The organism is Pseudomonas weihenstephanensis (assembly GCF_001043055.1).
In the GTDB taxonomy this organism is placed as follows: domain Bacteria; phylum Pseudomonadota; class Gammaproteobacteria; order Pseudomonadales; family Pseudomonadaceae; genus Aquipseudomonas; species Aquipseudomonas weihenstephanensis.
The window spans coordinates 51,625-69,079 of the sequence record NZ_JYLF01000003.1; the positions used below are offsets into that span (position 1 = coordinate 51,625).

Here is a 17,455-nt window from a genome sequence, read left to right on the forward strand (position 1 = left end):
TTGTAGGAGCGAGCTTGCTCGCTCCTACAAGAACTCAGGACAGTGCCGCTAGTGCCCTGCCTCCTTGTGATTGTCCAGCGTCTCCAACAGCGCAACTTGCATGCGCGTGTGGATACGCACAAACCAACGCCACAACACTGCCGCCACTCCCGCCGCCACGACCGCAATCACGATCAGCAATTCATTGGTCGGCAAGATGCTGGCAGACAATGCCGACAGCAATAAAAAAATCACCAGTAGCGACAAGATCGGAATCACCTCAGCGATCACCCGGCGCACGCGTTGCGTGTGACGCCCCGCCATTTCGGGTTTAACCCCCATCTCCGCCAAGAGCATCGACAGCGCCTTGAGCTTGCGATATGCCGCGATCAAGAACGGTAACGACAACAGTAAGGCAGCGCCCCAAATCAAGCCGTTTTGCCAGCTCGATTTCATCACCCAGCCCTGTAAATAATCTGCAATTCGGGGGGCGAAATACCCGCCTGCAAAGAAAATCGCGATAACCAACGCCAGATTGACGCCCACCTGTAGCAGGATTTTTCTGATCATCGCCGCCAATAAAGCACTCTCGCCTTGTGGCTGGATGCTCCTCAACCACTCGCCATACAGAGCAAAAACCCGCGACACCCGGTTTGGCATGACCTGCGCCAGCTTGAGCGAAAGCGGATCTGCGGCACGAATCAAGTAAGGCGTCATCAAGGTCGTCAGCACAGACACAGCAACCGCCACGGGGTACAGGAAGCTGCTGGTGACCTGCAAGGTCATGCCCAGTGCCGCGATGATGAACGAAAACTCTCCAATCTGAGAGAGGCCCATCCCGACTCTCAGAGAGGTGCGTCCATCATTACCGGCGATAAAAGCACCCAACCCACAGGACAGCATCTTGCCCAGTACCACTGCACAGGTGATGACGACAATTGGTAGGGCGTATTCCCACAAGATGGCGGGATCGAGCATCAAACCGATGGCGACAAAAAAGATCGCGCTGAACAAATCGCGCACAGGCTCGATCAGCCTTTCGATGTTCAGCAGTTGCCGTGATTCAGCCATGATCGCGCCGATTAAAAATGCGCCCAGGACCATGCTGTATTCCAGCTTGACCACCAGCAGGCAAAAACCAAAACACAGCCCGAGCACGGTAATCAGCAGCATTTCATTGCTTTCAAATTTGGCCACATAGGCCAAAACGCGTGGCACCAGCAAGATACCGATGACCAGCGCCACAATCATGAACAACGACAGCTTGCCAACGGTGGAGAACACTTCTTCCGGGCTGACGCTGCCACTGACGGCAATGCTCGACAGCAACGCAATGATGCCGATGCCCAGAATGTCTTCAACGATCAGCACACCGAAAATCAGCTGCGCAAAACGCTCGTTTTTCATTTTCAGGTCATTGAGCGCTTTAACGATGATGGTGGTCGATGAAATGGCCAAAATGGCGCCCAAAAACAGCGAATCCATCGTGCTCCAGTCGAACCAGCGGCCAATTTCATAGCCGATCCAAATCATCAGGGTGGTTTCCATGAAGGCCGCAATAAAGGCCGTCGCACCCACTTTGAATAACTTGCGCAGGCTGAACTCCAGCCCCAGGCAGAACATCAAAAAAATAACCCCCAGCTCAGCCAGGGTTTTGATGGTTTCTTCGTCATGAATCAGACCGAAAGGCGGCGTGTGCGGGCCAATAATAAAACCCGCAACGATGTAACCCAGCACCACGGGCTGTTTAAAACGGTGAAAAAGAATAGTCACCACACCTGCGACCAACATGATGACTGCCAGATCCTGAATAAAGCTGATGGCATGCATGGCGTGTCGCCTCCTTGTGTGGGTGCTGCCCGACAACAGAACGACAGACACAGCGAGTCTCGCAGTATGTATCGACTGTTTTAAGTGTAGGAAATACCCGCTAAACGGGCTTTGGCAGGTTAACACCGGGACTTAACGCAGAAAGGCGGCGCAATATATGGAAACATGTACGCCAGAGCGTGACGACAGCCCAAACGGTAGCGTCCCGTTCCTGTCTGTTTAAAAAAATCGAAAAGTATCCACAGAGATACCCATTTCACTGCTGCAACACTACCGCGAGCCTGCTGCTATGGAACCCGGAAACGCCCAACTGTCGATGACGGTCTTGATGACCCCGGACATGGCCAATTTTTCTGGCAATGTTCACGGCGGAACCCTGCTCAAATACCTCGACGAAGTCGCCTACGCGTGCGCCAGCCGCTATGCCGGGCGTTATGTGGTCACTTTGTCCGTGGACCAGGTTATTTTTCGTGAGCCGATTCATGTCGGCGAGCTGGTGACCTTTCTGGCCTCGGTCAATTACACCGGTAACACGTCGATGGAAGTGGGGATCAAAGTCGTCACTGAAAACATTCGCGAGCGCTCGGTGCGCCACACCAACAGCTGTTTTTTCACGATGGTGGCAGTGGACGACGACCGTAAACCGGCGGCTGTACCGCCTTTGCAACCCGTTAACAGCGAAGACAAACGCCGCTTTATTCAAGGCAAACAGCGTCGCCAGATCCGCCAGGAGCTGGAAAAACGCTATCGGGAATTGAAAGACGAAACGGTCTAGGCCTTTTGCCACCGGTCCAGCCTCGCGCAGATAAAACCTATCGCTGACGAGGAGTACGAGGCTGCGTCCGGCGGCGCAGCCGTCGTAAACCATTCAGCGCAGTGCCTCAGACACACCACACTCATCCGGTTTACGACCGCTTCGCGCCCGAGCAGCGCGTGCCTCGGCAGCGCCTACAGGCCGCGACGATGCCCCCTAGGGCAAGGATTACAGGTTGATCGGCGTAGCCTCAAAGCGCACACGCGGGTGAGCAATACGGTCTTGAGCCCGCACCAATTGCAGCTCGTAACTGGCACATGCCTGGGTTTCGAGCAGCACTTCATGCACCGCCGATGCCGCAAATTCAAATGCGGCCACCAGGCTGTCTCCCAGCAGTACCCGTGCCAGGAATAAGCCGGACGTCAGGTCACCCACGCCTACAGGCTGGCGCGGAAACGCTAATAACGGGCGGCGTAAGTGCCAGCTCCCGTCATTCGTCACCAGCAACATCTCAAAACTTTCTTCAGGCTTGCCAGGGTATGACAGGTGCTTGACCAGTACCGCTTTGGGCCCGCGGGCCAGCATGCTGCGCGCCATCGCCAGGCAATCGAACAGCGATTGCGGATGACGACCACAGAAGCTGTCCAGTTCCAGCTGGTTAGGACACAGAAAATCCGCCACTGCGGCCGCCTCATTCAGCAGAAAGTCACTGACTTCGTACGGCACGATGCAGCCTTTCTCCGGGTGCCCCATGACGGGGTCGCACAGGTAAAGCGCATTGGGGTTGACCGCCTTAATGCGCGCGACCCCGCTGAGGATGGCCCGACCCTGTGCCGCGCTCCCCAAATAGCCAGATAACACCGCATCGCAGTTACCCAGTTCGCCAATCGCGGCAATACCGTCAACCAGCGCAGGAATTTGCTCAGGGGCCAGCACTTCGCCAGCCCACTGACCATACTGAGTGTGGTTCGAGAACTGAACCGTGTTTAAGGGCCATACATTCACACCCACGCGCTGCATAGGAAAGACGGCTGCGCTGTTGCCGGCATGGCCGAAAACCACGTGGGATTGGATAGCAAGTAAGTGAGGCGTACGTTTCATGCCGGATTCCAGACTGCGGGTGGATTCAAGCCACGCAGTATGCGACGAAAAGCAACCTGTACGACAGGCTGAAGACGCAGTTAAGCTGAGCCTATTCTGTTGGAGCCCACGTCATGCTGACCCTTGGAAATATGTTTGTGCTGATGCTACTGGCCACTGCTGCTGCCTGGCTGTGGCACAACCACGGTATGCGCGAGCGAGCGCTGGAGCGCGTCAAACAGCACTGCAACAAGCTCGACATCGAATTGCTCGATGAAAACGTGGCCCTCAAGAAAATCGGATTCATTGCGGACGCCAAGGGCAATCGACGCTTGGCCCGTGTGTATAACTTTGAGTTCACCGTCACCGGCGATCAACGCCATGCTGGCACCATCACTCAATTTGGCGCCCACAGCGCGAAGATCGAGCTGGCACCCTACCCGTTCCAAGCACAACCTGAGCCTGAGCATCGCGACATCCCCAGCGCACAAATCATAGAGCTGAGCCAATGGCGCCAGGAGCACACCAAACCGCCCCAGTGATGAATCTCGAGGAGCGCTTCCTTCCTGAGCGCCTCTTTCTCGCCTTTTTTAGTTCCCCTGTGGATAACTTTTCATAAAACCCCGTCAATAGCGCTGAAACCTTTGAAATAGACACTTCAAGGAGGTTAAAACAGATGTCAAAAAAAAGGATTGTAGGACAACTTTACCAGTACAAAATGGCGTATTAATCCAAAATCAGCCCCGAAATCGATCAGGGCCGACTGCTTATTCAGCAAGTCCGCCCGCGTTAACCGTTAATGCCTACAGGGGATGAACGAGGCAGTCTTGCAGCCCTTTTTTGAGTGAATTCACGTCCTGAGGGCTTTCGAAGATCAATTCAACGCGCGAATCGGTGCGCCACTCGCTGGCTTTCCAAGGTTGGAGACTGTTTTCAAGGCAATTGACTGAAAACCACCCTGAGGGCGCATGCACAACGAGCTTAGCGCGCAGCCAGTTCAGCCCCTGAAGCCAATGCCTGAGCAGCACCAGGTCAAATTGCAGTGAGGCGTGCCATTTCCAGCCAATACTCCACGCCTCCGGCTGCTGTTGCGTCATCACGAAGGGGGTCTGGGGGTCAGAAAAAACGCTTACTACTGAATTAAAATCCTTATAAATCAACGAGTTATCCACAGCATGAATATCGCTCATAGTGGCTACAGGCAGCGTATTTAGCGGGATGTAGCCCTGCTCGGTCCATAAAACAGGGCACTTTGGCAGGCTGCATGCAATCTGCTCACGTTGCTCATTTTGGACACTATTAGATTTATTCATGACCACTAAACCGGCCATTTTCAAGGCTTCTTGTTGGGTTGCAGGCACCGGTTTACCCAACGCTAACGCCTCGGCATCTAGCACTATTACGCACGGCTGCAAGGCTAAAACACCTAACCAGGGCGCAGCGCTGAGCTGCTGGAGGATTTGCGCAGGATGCCCGAGACCCGAAGGCTCAATGAATAAGCGATCAGGCTTTGCCTGACGTAACAGACGGCTCAAACCAATCTGAAAAGGCGCACCGTTCACGCAACAGACACAGCCGCCCGCGACTTCAGTAATAGCGATTGCATCACCGCTTTGGCTCATCAAAGCAGCATCCAGACCTATTTGACCGAACTCATTCACCAGTACCGCCCAACGTTCGTGCACAGGCTTCTGGGCCATCAGGTGCTGAATCAGGCTGGTTTTGCCTGCGCCCAGCGGCCCGGCGATCACATGGGTAGGAATGTTGTGCAGCATCATCAAACGCTTCTGTAGGGATGGAAGGCTGCAATATGCCTCAGGCCAGCCAATCCAGGGTCAAAATCAGCCGTCGTTCGCCGGCTTGCAGCGCAGGCGAACGATGGATCAAGCCTGCACCCTCGTTGCCTTGCCACTTTTCGCCTTTAAGCAGCGCCACATCTCCTGTGCTCAGTTGCTCAATCAACGCTGCTTGAGTCGGCTCTGCCTGCGCCTGGCCCAGTTGCTGACGTGCCATCACGCCCTCGGCGAGCCACTGACTGCCCTGTCCTGCGTAGGTGGTGATCAGGCGTGCAGGCACATGATCAACGTGAAAGCGCGGGCACATGGCCTTATCCAAGGCCCTGAGACGCAGCCCAATACGTTTGGCGCCTAACAAACAAGCATAGGCGCTGACCAACCAGGCAACATCCGCCATGAAGCTTTCATAGCCTTCCAAATCGTTGAACCTGTGCGCAAGCCCATAAAGGTTGGGCTGAGCGTTTTCATCGTTCATTTCCAGGCTCAAGGCATCCGCCAAAGGCTCATCCAACGACAGCAGTAAATCGCTGAAATCAGCAATATGCACAGGCAAGTGGCGCTGCCAGACGGCCAAATTGACGTCTTGATCCAGTACACGTGTGAGGATTTGGGGAGTGGCCCCGCAGACCTGTTTTATCGTCATGTTTGGGCTGCAAGCGAAGGCATTCATCAGGCGGCCACCTCGTCATACCACCCACCAAACGGGTCGCTCATCTGCCGCCAGCCCTCTACACCCAAGGCCATCTCTTCATCAGTCAACAGGCAGGAGTCGAGTTCATGTGTGAGCTGATTGAAGTCGATATGTTGACCGATAAAGACCAATTCCTGACGACAGTCAGCGGTGTCCGGCAGCCATTTCTTAAGGATTTCGGCCTTGGCATCTGCCTCTTGCGGCCACTGATCACGGGGTACAAATCGCCACCAGCGCCCGGCATATCCATAGCGCATTAAACCGCCCGCCTGTGACCAGCTGCCGGCTTCCTGGTACTTGCTGGCCAGCCAGAAAAAACCCTTGGAACGCAGCAATTTACCGTTCGTCCACGGTCGATCAATAAAATTAAAAAAACGTTCCGGGTGGAAAGGCCGACGTGCCCGGTAAGCCGTCGAGGCAATGCCATATTCTTCGGTTTCAGGCACATGTTCACCGCGCAGTTCTTGCAACCAGCCTGGCGCTTGAGCTGCGCGCTCGAAATCAAAACGTCCCGTATCCAGAATTTTATTCAGCGGGACTTCACCCATGACCATTGCAATGATTTCAGCCTGAGCATTCAGTCGTTGAAGAATGGCCATCAACTCCTGACGCTCAACACGGCTGATGAGGTCTATTTTGCTGACCAAAATAACGTCGGCAAACTCGATTTGTTCGATTAAAAGATCAGTGATCGAACGCTCATCTTCCTCCCCCAATGTCTCACCGCGCGTGCCAAGGCTTTCGGCGGCCTGGTAATCGTGTAAAAAATTCAGGCCATCAACGACAGTGACCATCGTATCGAGGCGCGCGATGTCGGCCAGGCTTTGGCCCTCGTCGTCTCGAAACGTGAAGGTTTCTGCGACTGGCAGCGGTTCAGAAATACCCGTGGACTCGATCAATAAATAATCAAATCGACCTTCCTTGGCCAGTTTGCTGACCTCTTCCAGCAAGTCTTCACGCAGGGTGCAGCAAATGCAGCCATTGCTCATTTCGACCAATTTTTCTTCTGCCCGGTTCAGGCTCACATCGCGCTGAACCTGGGCACCATCAATATTGATTTCACTCATGTCATTCACGATGACCGCGACGCGCAAGTTGTCGCGGTTACGCAGAATGTAATTGAGCAGGGTGCTTTTTCCTGCACCGAGAAAACCAGACAACACTGTCACGGGTAGACGATTGGGCATGGAAGTTCCTCATCAGGGTCGGCAGGTCAAAGCGCCCGCTTGTGGGCGTGATCATTAAATTGCTTCTAGTGATACATTATAACAATACAAGGCATTATAATTGTTATCTTGTAACGTCACGCTTTTCCATAGATGGGATTTTTTATGAACGCCCTTACTCTTCCTGACATTGCGTCACAAAACGCCCGGCAGACTGTTCCGCTGGAATGGGTCGGCATGTGCGGCATTGCACTACCTGTTGTGATAAATGGTCAGCGTTTGGCCGCAACCGCCGATGCCGGTGTCAGCCTTGATGACGGCGAGGCACGTGGCATCCATATGTCGCGCTTATATTTAGCGCTCGAAGTTTTAGATTCGCAGGCTCTGAACCCGCTACTTTTGAAGAAAATTTTGCAGCAGTTTTTGGACTCGCATGACGATTTATCCATCTGTGCCTACCTAAAAATCCACACGCAGGTGCTGTTAAAACGACCCGCATTAGTCAGCGCATTAAGTGGATGGAAGAGCTACCCAGTCAGCATCGAAGCTTCACTGAAAAATGGAATGTTCCACGTGGAACTAAAAATCGACGTGGACTATTCATCCACTTGCCCTTGTTCAGCCGCGTTAGCACGCCAACTAATCCAACAACAATTTGTCGATGACTTCGCGAACAAACCACTCCATCACGCCGAAGTGTTGACATGGCTTGGCAGTACTCAAGGCATTGTGGCTACTCCGCATAGCCAGAGAAGCACGGCTCACTTGCAGCTGCATCTCGGTCGCGAGCTGCAAAATTTTCCGATCAACAACATCATTGATGAAGCAGAAACAGCCCTGGGCACCGCAGTACAAACAGCCGTAAAACGCGCAGACGAACAAGCCTTCGCATTAGCCAATGGGCAAAATTTAATGTTTTGTGAGGATGCTGCGCGACGCTTGAATGTCGCGCTGAAAAGTACAGCGGGGGTTAAAGGCTTCAGCCTTAAGGTGGTGCATGCCGAGAGTTTGCACAGCCACGATGCGGTGGCTCAGAGTCGCTGGAATTGGCGAAATGCCTAGAGGGCGTTCCGCGCACTGATGGGCCCAGTGCGCGGACAGCTTGAATCATGTGCGAGGTTTGACGGTTCCACAGTTTTGGCCCAGCCATACCGCACGGGTATCCATGCTGCCTTTTTGCTGAACACCCGTGGCGTTGAACGTGCCGTTTACTTGGGTACTAAACTCTCGGTCGCTGGCAAATGTGGCAACCCCTGCGCCTTGGGCTTTTGGGCAACTAAAGCGAAACTTCCACTGATTTCCACTACGCTCAGTGATCTGCTGATTACAACCGGACTTCGGATCTGTCAGCGGGATCGCATCTGATTTGACCTGCTCAGACGTCAGGCATACCCGCACACCTTTACCACCAACGGTGATCCCTTGGTTTTCCAATTGCGCCTGTTGCTCCGGGGTCAACATGGATTGCAATTGGCCCAACATCAGTTGCAGGTCAGGAAGCTGTTGGCCATCGACTTGCATATTGCTGGTGGTCAGCTCCCAAAGGCCCGGTTGCAGCATTTGGGCTTGAGCCACAGGTATCGATAAACCACAGGCCATGAGCAGCCCAAGCACACGAACATTCATCAAGTAGCTCCTACGGATATGTGGGGGTTAGACGTTGAAAAACAGCAAGCGTTGCATCAGCAAGCATTTAGGGACATTCATTGCATAACGTGGTCTTTTAGTACGCAGCGTCACACATTGAGGAGCAAGGATACGCATGGATTATCTCGGCCCGCACGTTTTCGGTTATCTGATTTTATTGATCCACACCTTGGGTTTGATTGCCGCCGTGCACGCGGTATTAACCGTGAGAACCGCTCAAGGTGCAATTGCCTGGGCCATGTCATTGTTCTTCATTCCCTACTTCACGCTCATCCCGTATTTGATTTTTGGCCGTAGCACCTTCGACGATTACATCCGCGCCAGACGTCAGGCCAATCAGGAAATGCGTGAAGCCATCGCAGATCTGAACTGGCGACCTTGGGTCGAGGAAGCCCTTGCCGCACGTAACTCAAAGGCCTACACCTCTTTGCGAGCAATGCCCAAGCTAGGCCGAATGCCGTGCCTGGCGAACAATCAGGTGAGTCTACTGATCAACGGAACAGCAACGTTCAACGCCATTTTTGAAGCCATCCGCACCGCCGAACAGGTGGTCCTGGTGCAGTTTTTTATCATTCATAACGACGACCTTGGTATGAAACTGCATGCCCTGCTGCTCGAAAAAGCGGCTCAAGGGGTTCAGGTGTATGTGTTGTACGACAGCATTGGCAGCCATTCTTTGCCCAATAGTTATTCCGAGTCGTTGCGTGCGGGGGGCGTTCAAGCGCAGGCATTTGCCACCCGCGGCGGCTGGATCAGTCGCTTTCAGGTCAACTTTCGTAACCACCGCAAAGTGGTTGTGGTGGATGGTGTGAAAGGGTTTGTCGGCGGGCATAACGTTGGCGATGAATACTTGGGAGCCAAACCGCCTCTGTCTCCGTGGCGCGATACCCACGTCGAGGTCTGCGGGCCGGTGGTGGCTTGCCTGCAAGAGTCGTTCGCCGAAGACTGGTTCTGGGCTGCGCGCAAACTACCGCCGTTGATCCTGCCGCAGGCTTACCCGGAAGGCGGTGTACTGTGCCAATTTCTAGCCAGCGGCCCAGCCGATCCGTACGAAACCTGCTCACTGTTTTTTGTTGAAGCCATCCATGCCGCCACTGAACGGGTGTGGATAACAACGCCTTACTTCGTGCCGGATGAAGCGGTTTTTTCCGCATTGAGGCTTGCCGTGTTGCGCGGGGTGGATGTACGCATCCTCATTCCCTCACGGCCCGACCATAAAATTGTGTATGCGGCCTCCAGCCTGTATGCCTTCGAGGCGGTGCGTGCTGGGGTGAAAATGTTCCGCTACCAGCCAGGGTTCATTCATCAGAAGGTTGTGCTGGTCGACAACGAAATCAGTGCGGTCGGCAGCGCCAATATGGACAACCGCTCGTTCCGCCTGAACTTTGAAGTGATGCTGCTGACGGTCGACGAAGCGTTTGCCCGCGAAGTCGAACATATGCTGCTGGACGACTTTGCCCTGGCGCGTGAAATCACCGAAGACGACATCAAAACCACGCACCGTTTGCAGCAACTTGGCATGCGTGTGGCGCGCTTGGTTTCGCCTGTTCTATAAAAAAGGGCCATGTCACTGAGTGACACGGCCCTTTGACGATCACCGAAATCTCGACCGCTCAACGATAAATATCGGCCCTCGTCCGTGGCAACTCAAGCGAACCGTCGGCATACGGTTTTGCGGCGAGGATCTGATGAATGTTGATCCAGCCACGGGCAAACGCATACGCGCAGCCTGCAAGGTACAGCCGCCAAATCCTTAATGTCTGCTCTGGCACTTGCTTGGCAGCCGCCTCAAGGTTTTGTTCAAGGCGCTGACTCCAATGCTCCAGCGTGCGCGCGTAATGCAAACGCAGGCTCTCGACATCGACCACTTCCAGTCCAGCCTCGCTGATGTGTGCACTGATCATCGACAAGTGCGGTAATTCGCCGTTAGGAAACACATAGCGCTCGATAAACTCCCCCGCACCGCGACCCACTTGGCGCCCGTCGGTGTGTTTGGCAGTAATGCCGTGGTTCATCACCAAACCACCTTCGCGCACTGCGTTGAACAATACTTGGCAGTACTCTCGCAGGTTGGCGTGGCCGACGTGCTCAAACATCCCCACGCTGACAATTTTGTCGAAGCGGCCATCTTGTGGCAGGTCACGGTAGTCGAGCAGTTGCAGATCGACCTTGTCTTGCAGACCTTCTGCCTTGACCCGTTCTTGAGCCAAGGCGAGTTGCTCTTTGCTCAGGGTGATACCAAACACCTTGACCCCGAATTCGCGTGCTGCAAAACGTGCCAACCCGCCCCAGCCACAGCCGACATCCAGCAGGTACTCACCTGGCTTGAGCCGAAGTTTTCGGCACAAGTGGCGAAACTTGGCTTGCTGAGCTTCATCCAGGCTCTCTTCACCGGTCTCAAAGTACCCGCAGGAATAGACCATCTCGCGGTCCAGCCATAACTGATAAAACGCGTTAGACAGGTCGTAATGGTAGGAAATGGACGCTGCGTCGGTAGCCTTGTCGTGGTAGTTGCGCGCGGGCGTGCTGTCATCATCCTCGTCGAGCAACGCTTGGCTGAGTTCATCGCACACGCGTACGACTTCGCTGATTGACCCTTCAGACAGTTCCAGTCGACCTTCGACGAACGCACTGCCCAACAGGTCGAGACTGGGATGCATGAACTCAGAAACGATCTTCGGATCCTTGACCACAATGGTCACGCTGGGGGTTGGCCCCAGATCCAGTTCATGTCCATCCCAGAGCTTCAGCCGAAGTGGAATTTTAAGATTCTGTAAAGCTGGTGGCAGTTGCGCGAGCATCAGTCATCCTCCCTCATTTCAGACGTCAAAAAATAAGGGTAGTCGATTAACCCAAACTGTCAGCCTCACGGGCTAGAAGGTATGGGCTAGAGCCGATGAAACCTTTTTTAAGTTGCACCGCAAGGCCGCGCTTACTCAGGCGAAAACAGGTCTATAAAAAACGCCAGGCCCCACGCGACAAGACTTAAGCCCGCCAGTCCAGCCCCCAACCGATGCAGCTGAGAAGCCTGAGCACTCGCGCGTTGAAAACGAGGAAGAGATTCAAGGCCACCCTCTTCGACCTCTAAATCGACATGCATGGACGCTCTCACTTCTGAAATATGTAATTGCGATATAACAGAAGAGGTGAAACTTTCGTCGACCCGGCGCAATCTTCATTTTTGGAAAAGACCGCGCCGAAGCACGATTACTGCGGGTGAGTGATAAACTGTTTGGCCAGTGCTTCGAAGGCCGGAATGGTCACAGGATCATTGGCCGAGTTGCTGGCAATCGGATGGGAGGCGAACCGCACGATCACCATTTCCGCTTTCGGATCGATGTAAATCCGTTGACCGTATACGCCGCGGGCCATAAAGGCTCCATCCGGGTTATGCGTCACCCACCACATGTTGCGGTAACTGCCGCCTTTGAGCTGGTCATAACCGGCTTGGGCAAACGCCTGTTTGTCACCGCCTGCTCGAATATCATCCACCACAGCTTTAGGGACGATTTGCTGGCCCAAGTACTTGCCGTCATTGCGAATCATCTCGCCAAAGCGCGCCAAATCCCGCAGGCCTGCATTCAAACCACCGCCCGCAAACGGGGTGCCGATGGAGTCGACGGTGAAGTAGGCATCTTGTTCGGCGCCCACACGCTGCCAGATTCTTTCTGACAATAACTGCGCAACATTGCGCCCGGTCACACGGGCAATCACCCAGCCCAATACATCGCTATTCACGGTTTTGTAGGCGAACGCTTTACCGTGCTCACCTGACGGCTGCACGGTTTGCAGGTACTCCATGTACGTTTGCGGTCCGGTGTAGTCCGCAGGTTTTGGCAGCGGATTACCGGCCATTGCGTGTTGCCAGACTTCAGCGTTGGGATCTGCATAGTCCTCGCTGAATTTGAGCCCGGTGGTCATGTCGAGCACTTGGCGCAAAGTGGCATTGGCAAACGCTGACTTGGCTAACTCGGGGATGTAATCGACGATTTTTTTATTGGCATCCAGCGTGCCATCCGCCACTAACATCGCTCCCATCGTGCCTACCACTGACTTGGTGACCGACATCGCTGCGTGCTGTTTTTGTGGATTCAACACACCAAAATAGCGTTCGTACACCACCTTGCCGCGATGCAAGACCACAATGCCATCCGTGTAATTGGCCGCCAGCGATTGCTCCCACGTCATCGGCTTACTGGCACCGGTCGGGATAAACGTCAGCGCGTCGATGTCCTTACGTAATGCACGATTCAGCGGCACCGGGGCGCCCAAGCCACGCGACACATTGGTCGTGGGCATCAATTGACGGAAGTTTGAAACACTCCAGCGCATGGCCGGAAATTTGAAATAACTGCCATCGGAAAAACGAATAATTCGATCAGGCGGCGGCGGAGAACCGACCATCCATCCCATCTTGGCGGGGTCACTGGCAGCGGCATCCGGGTATGTGGTGTCGGCTGCACCGGCAATGGAAGACGCCAGGCATGAAAGCAGAAAAGCACTGGCGCGAGCGGGTTTTGAAAAAAACTTAAGCATGTAAAAGCCCCATGAAAGGAACGTAACATTGGCCCAGTACTGAATTGAATGTTCCCTTTTCGATTCATGGCCGCACGCCACCTTGCGCGATAAGAAGGGCTTTGCATAGCCAAACTAGACCTTCTTCACGCCACGCCAGCAACGGCGTTCAAACGGGTCTTTTACCAGTTAAATGGATTTGGCATCGGGATGCTCCTCTGTAAGGTTCATCCTCACCCTACAGTGGCGCGTACTTCAGCCGTCTCAAAAAACCGAATTCACCTTTTGATTTTTTGCACCAGCGCTTCTAACTGATGGAAATCGTTTTGGGTGTTTCTGTCTTTGCACCAGATCATGTCCAGGGTGAAGGTCGGAAAACCTGGCGGTGGCTTCAAGACTTTTATCTGATCCGGCACTTTTAACGTGCTTAATACGTGCGTAGGCACGGCGATCAACGCAGGCACCGAAAGCAAAATATTGACCCCGGCGTGATAGGAATTGGCGCGCGTCATGATTGTGCGACTGCGGCCCTGTTTACTCAGCCAGTCATCCACCATGTTTTTTTCAGACAACCACGGCGTCGGAAATACCTGTGGTGTCTCGCAGAATTCGTTGAGGTCCAAGGTGGTTTTGGCCTGGTGCTTGTGCACGCTGGACAGGCACACGAAAGAATCGTCCCCCAGGCTTTGGTAACTCAAGAGAGGGTGCAACTGATGATAACCAGGGCCGAAACCGAAGCAGACATCGGTGTCACCGGCTAACAACTGACTGATGGGCAGATCCTGACCCAAGCGGCTCACACTCAATGACCAATTGCGACCGGCTTCGCGGATGTGCTGCAACAACGCAGGCAACATCAAGATTTCAAAATACTCGGGCGCCGTGATATTCCACTGACGCACGGAGGGTGCCTGCGAAACGCCTTCTTTCGCACATTGATTGATGCACTGCACCATGCTTTGCAAGTACGGCTTCATCGCCAATACGCGCGCTGTTGGCTGCATCGCCCCTTCTGTGTTTTCAAACAATGTGTCGTCAAAGCAATGGCGCAGCTTCTTCAAGCTGTAGCTGATACTCGACTGACTCACGTTCAATATTTCCGAAACCCGCTTTGCACTCCTGTTTTCAATCAGCAGCAAAACGATGGAAAGGTCCTGCATATCCAATTGTTTTAATGCGTTGCTATGAAACATGCCTTTTCCTTATGGCCGTTGCCCGCAGTCCACTAACGATTCGACCCGCATGGGCGGGTCGAAAGGTTAACGTTTTATCAATACGGTGATGTTTATTCTACCGTCACGGACTTAGCCAGGTTACGCGGTTGGTCGACGTCGGTGCCTTTCAATACGGCCACGTAGTACGACAACAATTGCAGCGGCAGCGTGTAGAGGATGGGCGCCAATACATCGTGGATGTGCGGCATGTTGATCACATGCGTGCCTTCACCATTGGTCATGCCCGCTTGCTCATCTGCAAACACAATCAATTCACCGCCACGGGCGCGTACTTCTTGCAGGTTAGATTTCAGTTTTTCCAGCAGCTCGTTGTTGGGGGCCACCGTGACCACCGGCATGTCGCTGTCTACCAGCGCTAATGGACCGTGCTTCAACTCACCCGCCGGGTAGGCTTCGGCATGGATGTACGAAATTTCTTTGAGCTTAAGCGCGCCTTCCATCGCTACCGGGAACTGAGCACCACGGCCGAGGAACAAGGTGTGGTGTTTATCGGCGAACAATTGCGCGACTTTTTCAACCGTGGTGTCCATTGCCAGCGCTTCGCCCAAACGAGCTGGCAGACGACGCAACTCTTCAACCAACTGGGCTTCAACACCCGCTTGCAGGGTGCCACGCACCTGACCCAATGACAGGGTCAGCAGCAACAAACCGACCAATTGAGTGGTGAAGGCTTTGGTGGATGCCACACCAATTTCACGCCCTGCGTGGGTGAGCAAGGTCAGATCAGACTCACGTACCAGCGAACTGATGCCGACGTTACAAATAGCCAGGCTGCCAAGGAAACCCAGCTCTTTGGCGTTGCGCAATGCCGCCAGGGTGTCAGCCGTTTCACCGGACTGCGAGATCGAAACAAACAAGGTATCGGGCTGAACCACCACTTTGCGATAACGGAACTCGCTGGCAACTTCGACCTGACACGGAATGCCGGCCAACGATTCCAGCCAGTAACGCGCAACCATCCCCGCGTGGTAGCTCGTACCGCAGGCAACGATCTGAACATTGCGCACCTTGGCGAACAGTTCAGCCGCTTGTGGGCCGAAAGCCTGAACCAGCACATGGTCCTGCCCCAAACGATTTTCCAGAGTGCGTTGCACAACAGCCGGTTGCTCGTGAATTTCTTTGAGCATGTAGTGACGGTACTCGCCTTTGTCGGCTGCTTCAGCACCATCGCTGTATTGCACCGCTTCACGCTGCACGCTTTGGCCGGTCACATCCCAGATTTGCACGCTGTCACGATGGATTTCAGCAATGTCGCCTTCTTCCAGGTACATGAAGCGATCCGTCACTTGGCGCAGAGCCAATTGGTCGGAGGCAAGGAAGTTTTCGCCCAGACCCAGACCAATCACCAAAGGGCTACCGCTACGCGCTGCTACCAGACGATCCGGTTGTTTGGCGCTGATTACAGCCAAACCGTAGGCACCGTGCAATTCTTTGACGGTGGCTTTGAGCGCGGCCGTCAGGTCGTTGTTGTCTTTGAGCTTGTGGTTAAGCAGGTGCGCAATGACTTCAGTGTCGGTGTCCGAGGTGAACACATAGCCCAAGCCTTTAAGTTGTTCGCGCAGGGCTTCATGGTTTTCAATGATGCCGTTATGCACCACAGCCAGATCCGAACCCGAGAAGTGCGGGTGCGCATTGCGCTCGCAAGGTGCACCGTGCGTGGCCCAACGCGTGTGGGCAATACCCAGCCGTCCGACCAGCGGTTCACCGGCCAGGGCTTGTTCCAACTCAGCGACTTTGCCATTTCGGCGCATGCGCTCCAGTGTGCCGTTGTTTGTAAAAACAGCCACACCGGCGCTGTCATAGCCGCGGTATTCAAGACGCTTCAGGCCTTCGAGCAGAATGGCCGTGATATTTCGTTCAGCGACTGCGCCAACAATTCCACACATAACGTTCTCCTAACTAAGTGCCGCGCATAACAAGGTTATGCCTCGGGCCTGAATCTGTTCGCGAGCGTCTTTGGGCAAGCGATCATCAGTAATAAGGGTATGGACGCTGCTCCAGGGCAGTTCCAGATTGGGTATTTTGCGGCCGATTTTGTCGGACTCGACCATGACAATGACTTCACGCGCGACTTCAGCCATGACCCGGCTCAGCCCCAGCAACTCATTAAAGGTGGTGGTACCGCGGTGCAGATCGATTCCGTCAGCGCCGATAAACAGTTGGTCGAAATCGTAAGAGCGCAGCACTTGCTCCGCCACTTGGCCCTGAAAAGATTCGGAATGTGGATCCCAGGTGCCACCCGTCATCAACAACACTGGCTCGTGCTCAAGTTCAGTGAGGGCATTGGCGACATGCAACGAGTTGGTCATGACGACCAGGCCAGGTTGCTGGCCTAACTGAGGAATCATCGCCGCGGTGGTACTGCCACTGTCGATGATGATGCGCGCGTGTTCTTTGATCAGTGTCACAGCAGCACGAGCGATCGCTTGCTTATAAGCAGACACCGGCTGAGTGGGGTCTATCACCAACTCTTGGGGCAAAGTAATAGCGCCGCCATAACGACGCAGCAGCAGGCCATTACTTTCGAGTGCTGCCAAGTCCTTGCGAATCGTAACCTCTGAAGTTTCGAAACGTTTGGCCAGTTCATCCACACTGACTTCACCTTGCTCACTGAGCAGGGCAAGAATGTTGTGTCTGCGTTGAGGCGTATTGCGCTTGGACATAACGACCTAAGTTTCGTTTCGAAAGATAACGAAAGCAATGAAACCCGATCTCGAAATTTTCGTCAACAAAAAACTCCATACACGGGGTTGTGCATAACT

15 protein-coding genes are annotated in these 17,455 nt (G+C 54.1%); 4 read left to right on the forward strand and 11 right to left on the reverse strand.

The features are described from left to right. Positions 1-48: 48 nt before the first annotated feature. Positions 49-1,809, reverse strand: a complete 1,761-nt coding sequence (locus tag TU86_RS07845; RefSeq protein ID WP_048363747.1) for a cation:proton antiporter — start codon at positions 1,807-1,809, stop codon at positions 49-51. Between the two features lie 289 nt (positions 1,810-2,098). Here TU86_RS07845 and TU86_RS07850 point away from each other — a divergent pair, with 289 nt between their 5' ends. After that, entirely contained in the window at positions 2,099-2,584 is a 486-nt protein-coding gene (locus tag TU86_RS07850; RefSeq protein ID WP_048363748.1) for an acyl-CoA thioesterase, read from the forward strand. A gap of 207 nt (positions 2,585-2,791) precedes the next feature. Here the strand turns inward: TU86_RS07850 and pdxY are convergent, their stop codons facing one another. After that, the gene (pdxY, locus tag TU86_RS07855) at positions 2,792-3,664 is read right to left on the reverse strand and encodes a pyridoxal kinase PdxY (RefSeq protein ID WP_048363749.1); all 873 of its coding nucleotides are present in this window, start codon (positions 3,662-3,664) and stop codon (positions 2,792-2,794) included. Positions 3,665-3,777: 113 nt separating this feature from the next. Here pdxY and TU86_RS07860 point away from each other — a divergent pair, with 113 nt between their 5' ends. Beyond that, a complete protein-coding gene (locus TU86_RS07860) occupies positions 3,778-4,185 on the forward strand; it encodes a DUF3301 domain-containing protein (RefSeq protein WP_048363750.1) in 408 nt (135 codons plus the stop codon). A gap of 261 nt (positions 4,186-4,446) precedes the next feature. Here TU86_RS07860 and TU86_RS07865 read toward each other — a convergent pair whose 3' ends face one another. The 3 genes from TU86_RS07865 to zigA are packed head-to-tail and all read right to left on the reverse strand — an operon-like array spanning position 4,447 to position 7,317. Continuing rightward, the gene (locus tag TU86_RS07865; RefSeq protein ID WP_048364272.1) at positions 4,447-5,418 is read right to left on the reverse strand and encodes a CobW family GTP-binding protein; all 972 of its coding nucleotides are present in this window, start codon (positions 5,416-5,418) and stop codon (positions 4,447-4,449) included. Between the two features lie 40 nt (positions 5,419-5,458). Further along, positions 5,459-6,082 (reverse strand): DUF1826 domain-containing protein, encoded by a 624-nt coding sequence (locus TU86_RS07870; protein WP_420865103.1) that lies wholly within the window; start codon positions 6,080-6,082, stop codon positions 5,459-5,461. A gap of 26 nt (positions 6,083-6,108) precedes the next feature. Further along, positions 6,109-7,317: a zinc metallochaperone GTPase ZigA gene (gene zigA, locus TU86_RS07875; protein WP_048363752.1), complete on the reverse strand. Its 1,209-nt coding sequence runs from the start codon at positions 7,315-7,317 to the stop codon at positions 6,109-6,111. Positions 7,318-7,461: 144 nt separating this feature from the next. Here zigA and folE2 point away from each other — a divergent pair, with 144 nt between their 5' ends. Continuing rightward, the gene (folE2, locus tag TU86_RS07880; protein WP_048363753.1) at positions 7,462-8,358 is read left to right on the forward strand and encodes a GTP cyclohydrolase FolE2; all 897 of its coding nucleotides are present in this window, start codon (positions 7,462-7,464) and stop codon (positions 8,356-8,358) included. Positions 8,359-8,403: 45 nt separating this feature from the next. On the opposite strand, the gene TU86_RS07885 is transcribed toward folE2, so the two are convergent. Next, on the reverse strand, positions 8,404-8,922 hold the full coding sequence (locus TU86_RS07885; RefSeq protein ID WP_048363754.1) for a DUF3617 domain-containing protein: 519 nt from the start codon (positions 8,920-8,922) through the stop codon (positions 8,404-8,406). A 136-nt stretch (positions 8,923-9,058) separates the two neighbouring features. On the opposite strand from TU86_RS07885, the gene cls reads away from it, so the two are divergent. Beyond that, positions 9,059-10,498, forward strand: coding sequence for a cardiolipin synthase (gene cls, locus TU86_RS07890; protein WP_048363755.1), 1,440 nt, complete (start codon positions 9,059-9,061; stop codon positions 10,496-10,498). Between the two features lie 58 nt (positions 10,499-10,556). Here cls and cfaB read toward each other — a convergent pair whose 3' ends face one another. From cfaB to TU86_RS07915, 5 genes are all read right to left on the reverse strand, one after another. Beyond that, entirely contained in the window at positions 10,557-11,744 is a 1,188-nt protein-coding gene (cfaB, locus tag TU86_RS07895) for a C17 cyclopropane fatty acid synthase CfaB (protein WP_048363756.1), read from the reverse strand. A gap of 406 nt (positions 11,745-12,150) precedes the next feature. After that, positions 12,151-13,479, reverse strand: a complete 1,329-nt coding sequence (locus TU86_RS07900) for a serine hydrolase domain-containing protein (protein ID WP_048363757.1) — start codon at positions 13,477-13,479, stop codon at positions 12,151-12,153. A gap of 257 nt (positions 13,480-13,736) precedes the next feature. Further along, positions 13,737-14,651: a LysR family transcriptional regulator gene (locus TU86_RS07905; protein ID WP_048363758.1), complete on the reverse strand. Its 915-nt coding sequence runs from the start codon at positions 14,649-14,651 to the stop codon at positions 13,737-13,739. A gap of 92 nt (positions 14,652-14,743) precedes the next feature. Beyond that, on the reverse strand, positions 14,744-16,579 hold the full coding sequence (glmS, locus tag TU86_RS07910; protein WP_048363759.1) for a glutamine--fructose-6-phosphate transaminase (isomerizing): 1,836 nt from the start codon (positions 16,577-16,579) through the stop codon (positions 14,744-14,746). A gap of 9 nt (positions 16,580-16,588) precedes the next feature. Further along, complete coding sequence (locus tag TU86_RS07915; protein ID WP_048363760.1) at positions 16,589-17,356, reverse strand: DeoR/GlpR family DNA-binding transcription regulator; 768 nt, start codon at positions 17,354-17,356, stop codon at positions 16,589-16,591. Positions 17,357-17,455: the final 99 nt, after the last annotated feature.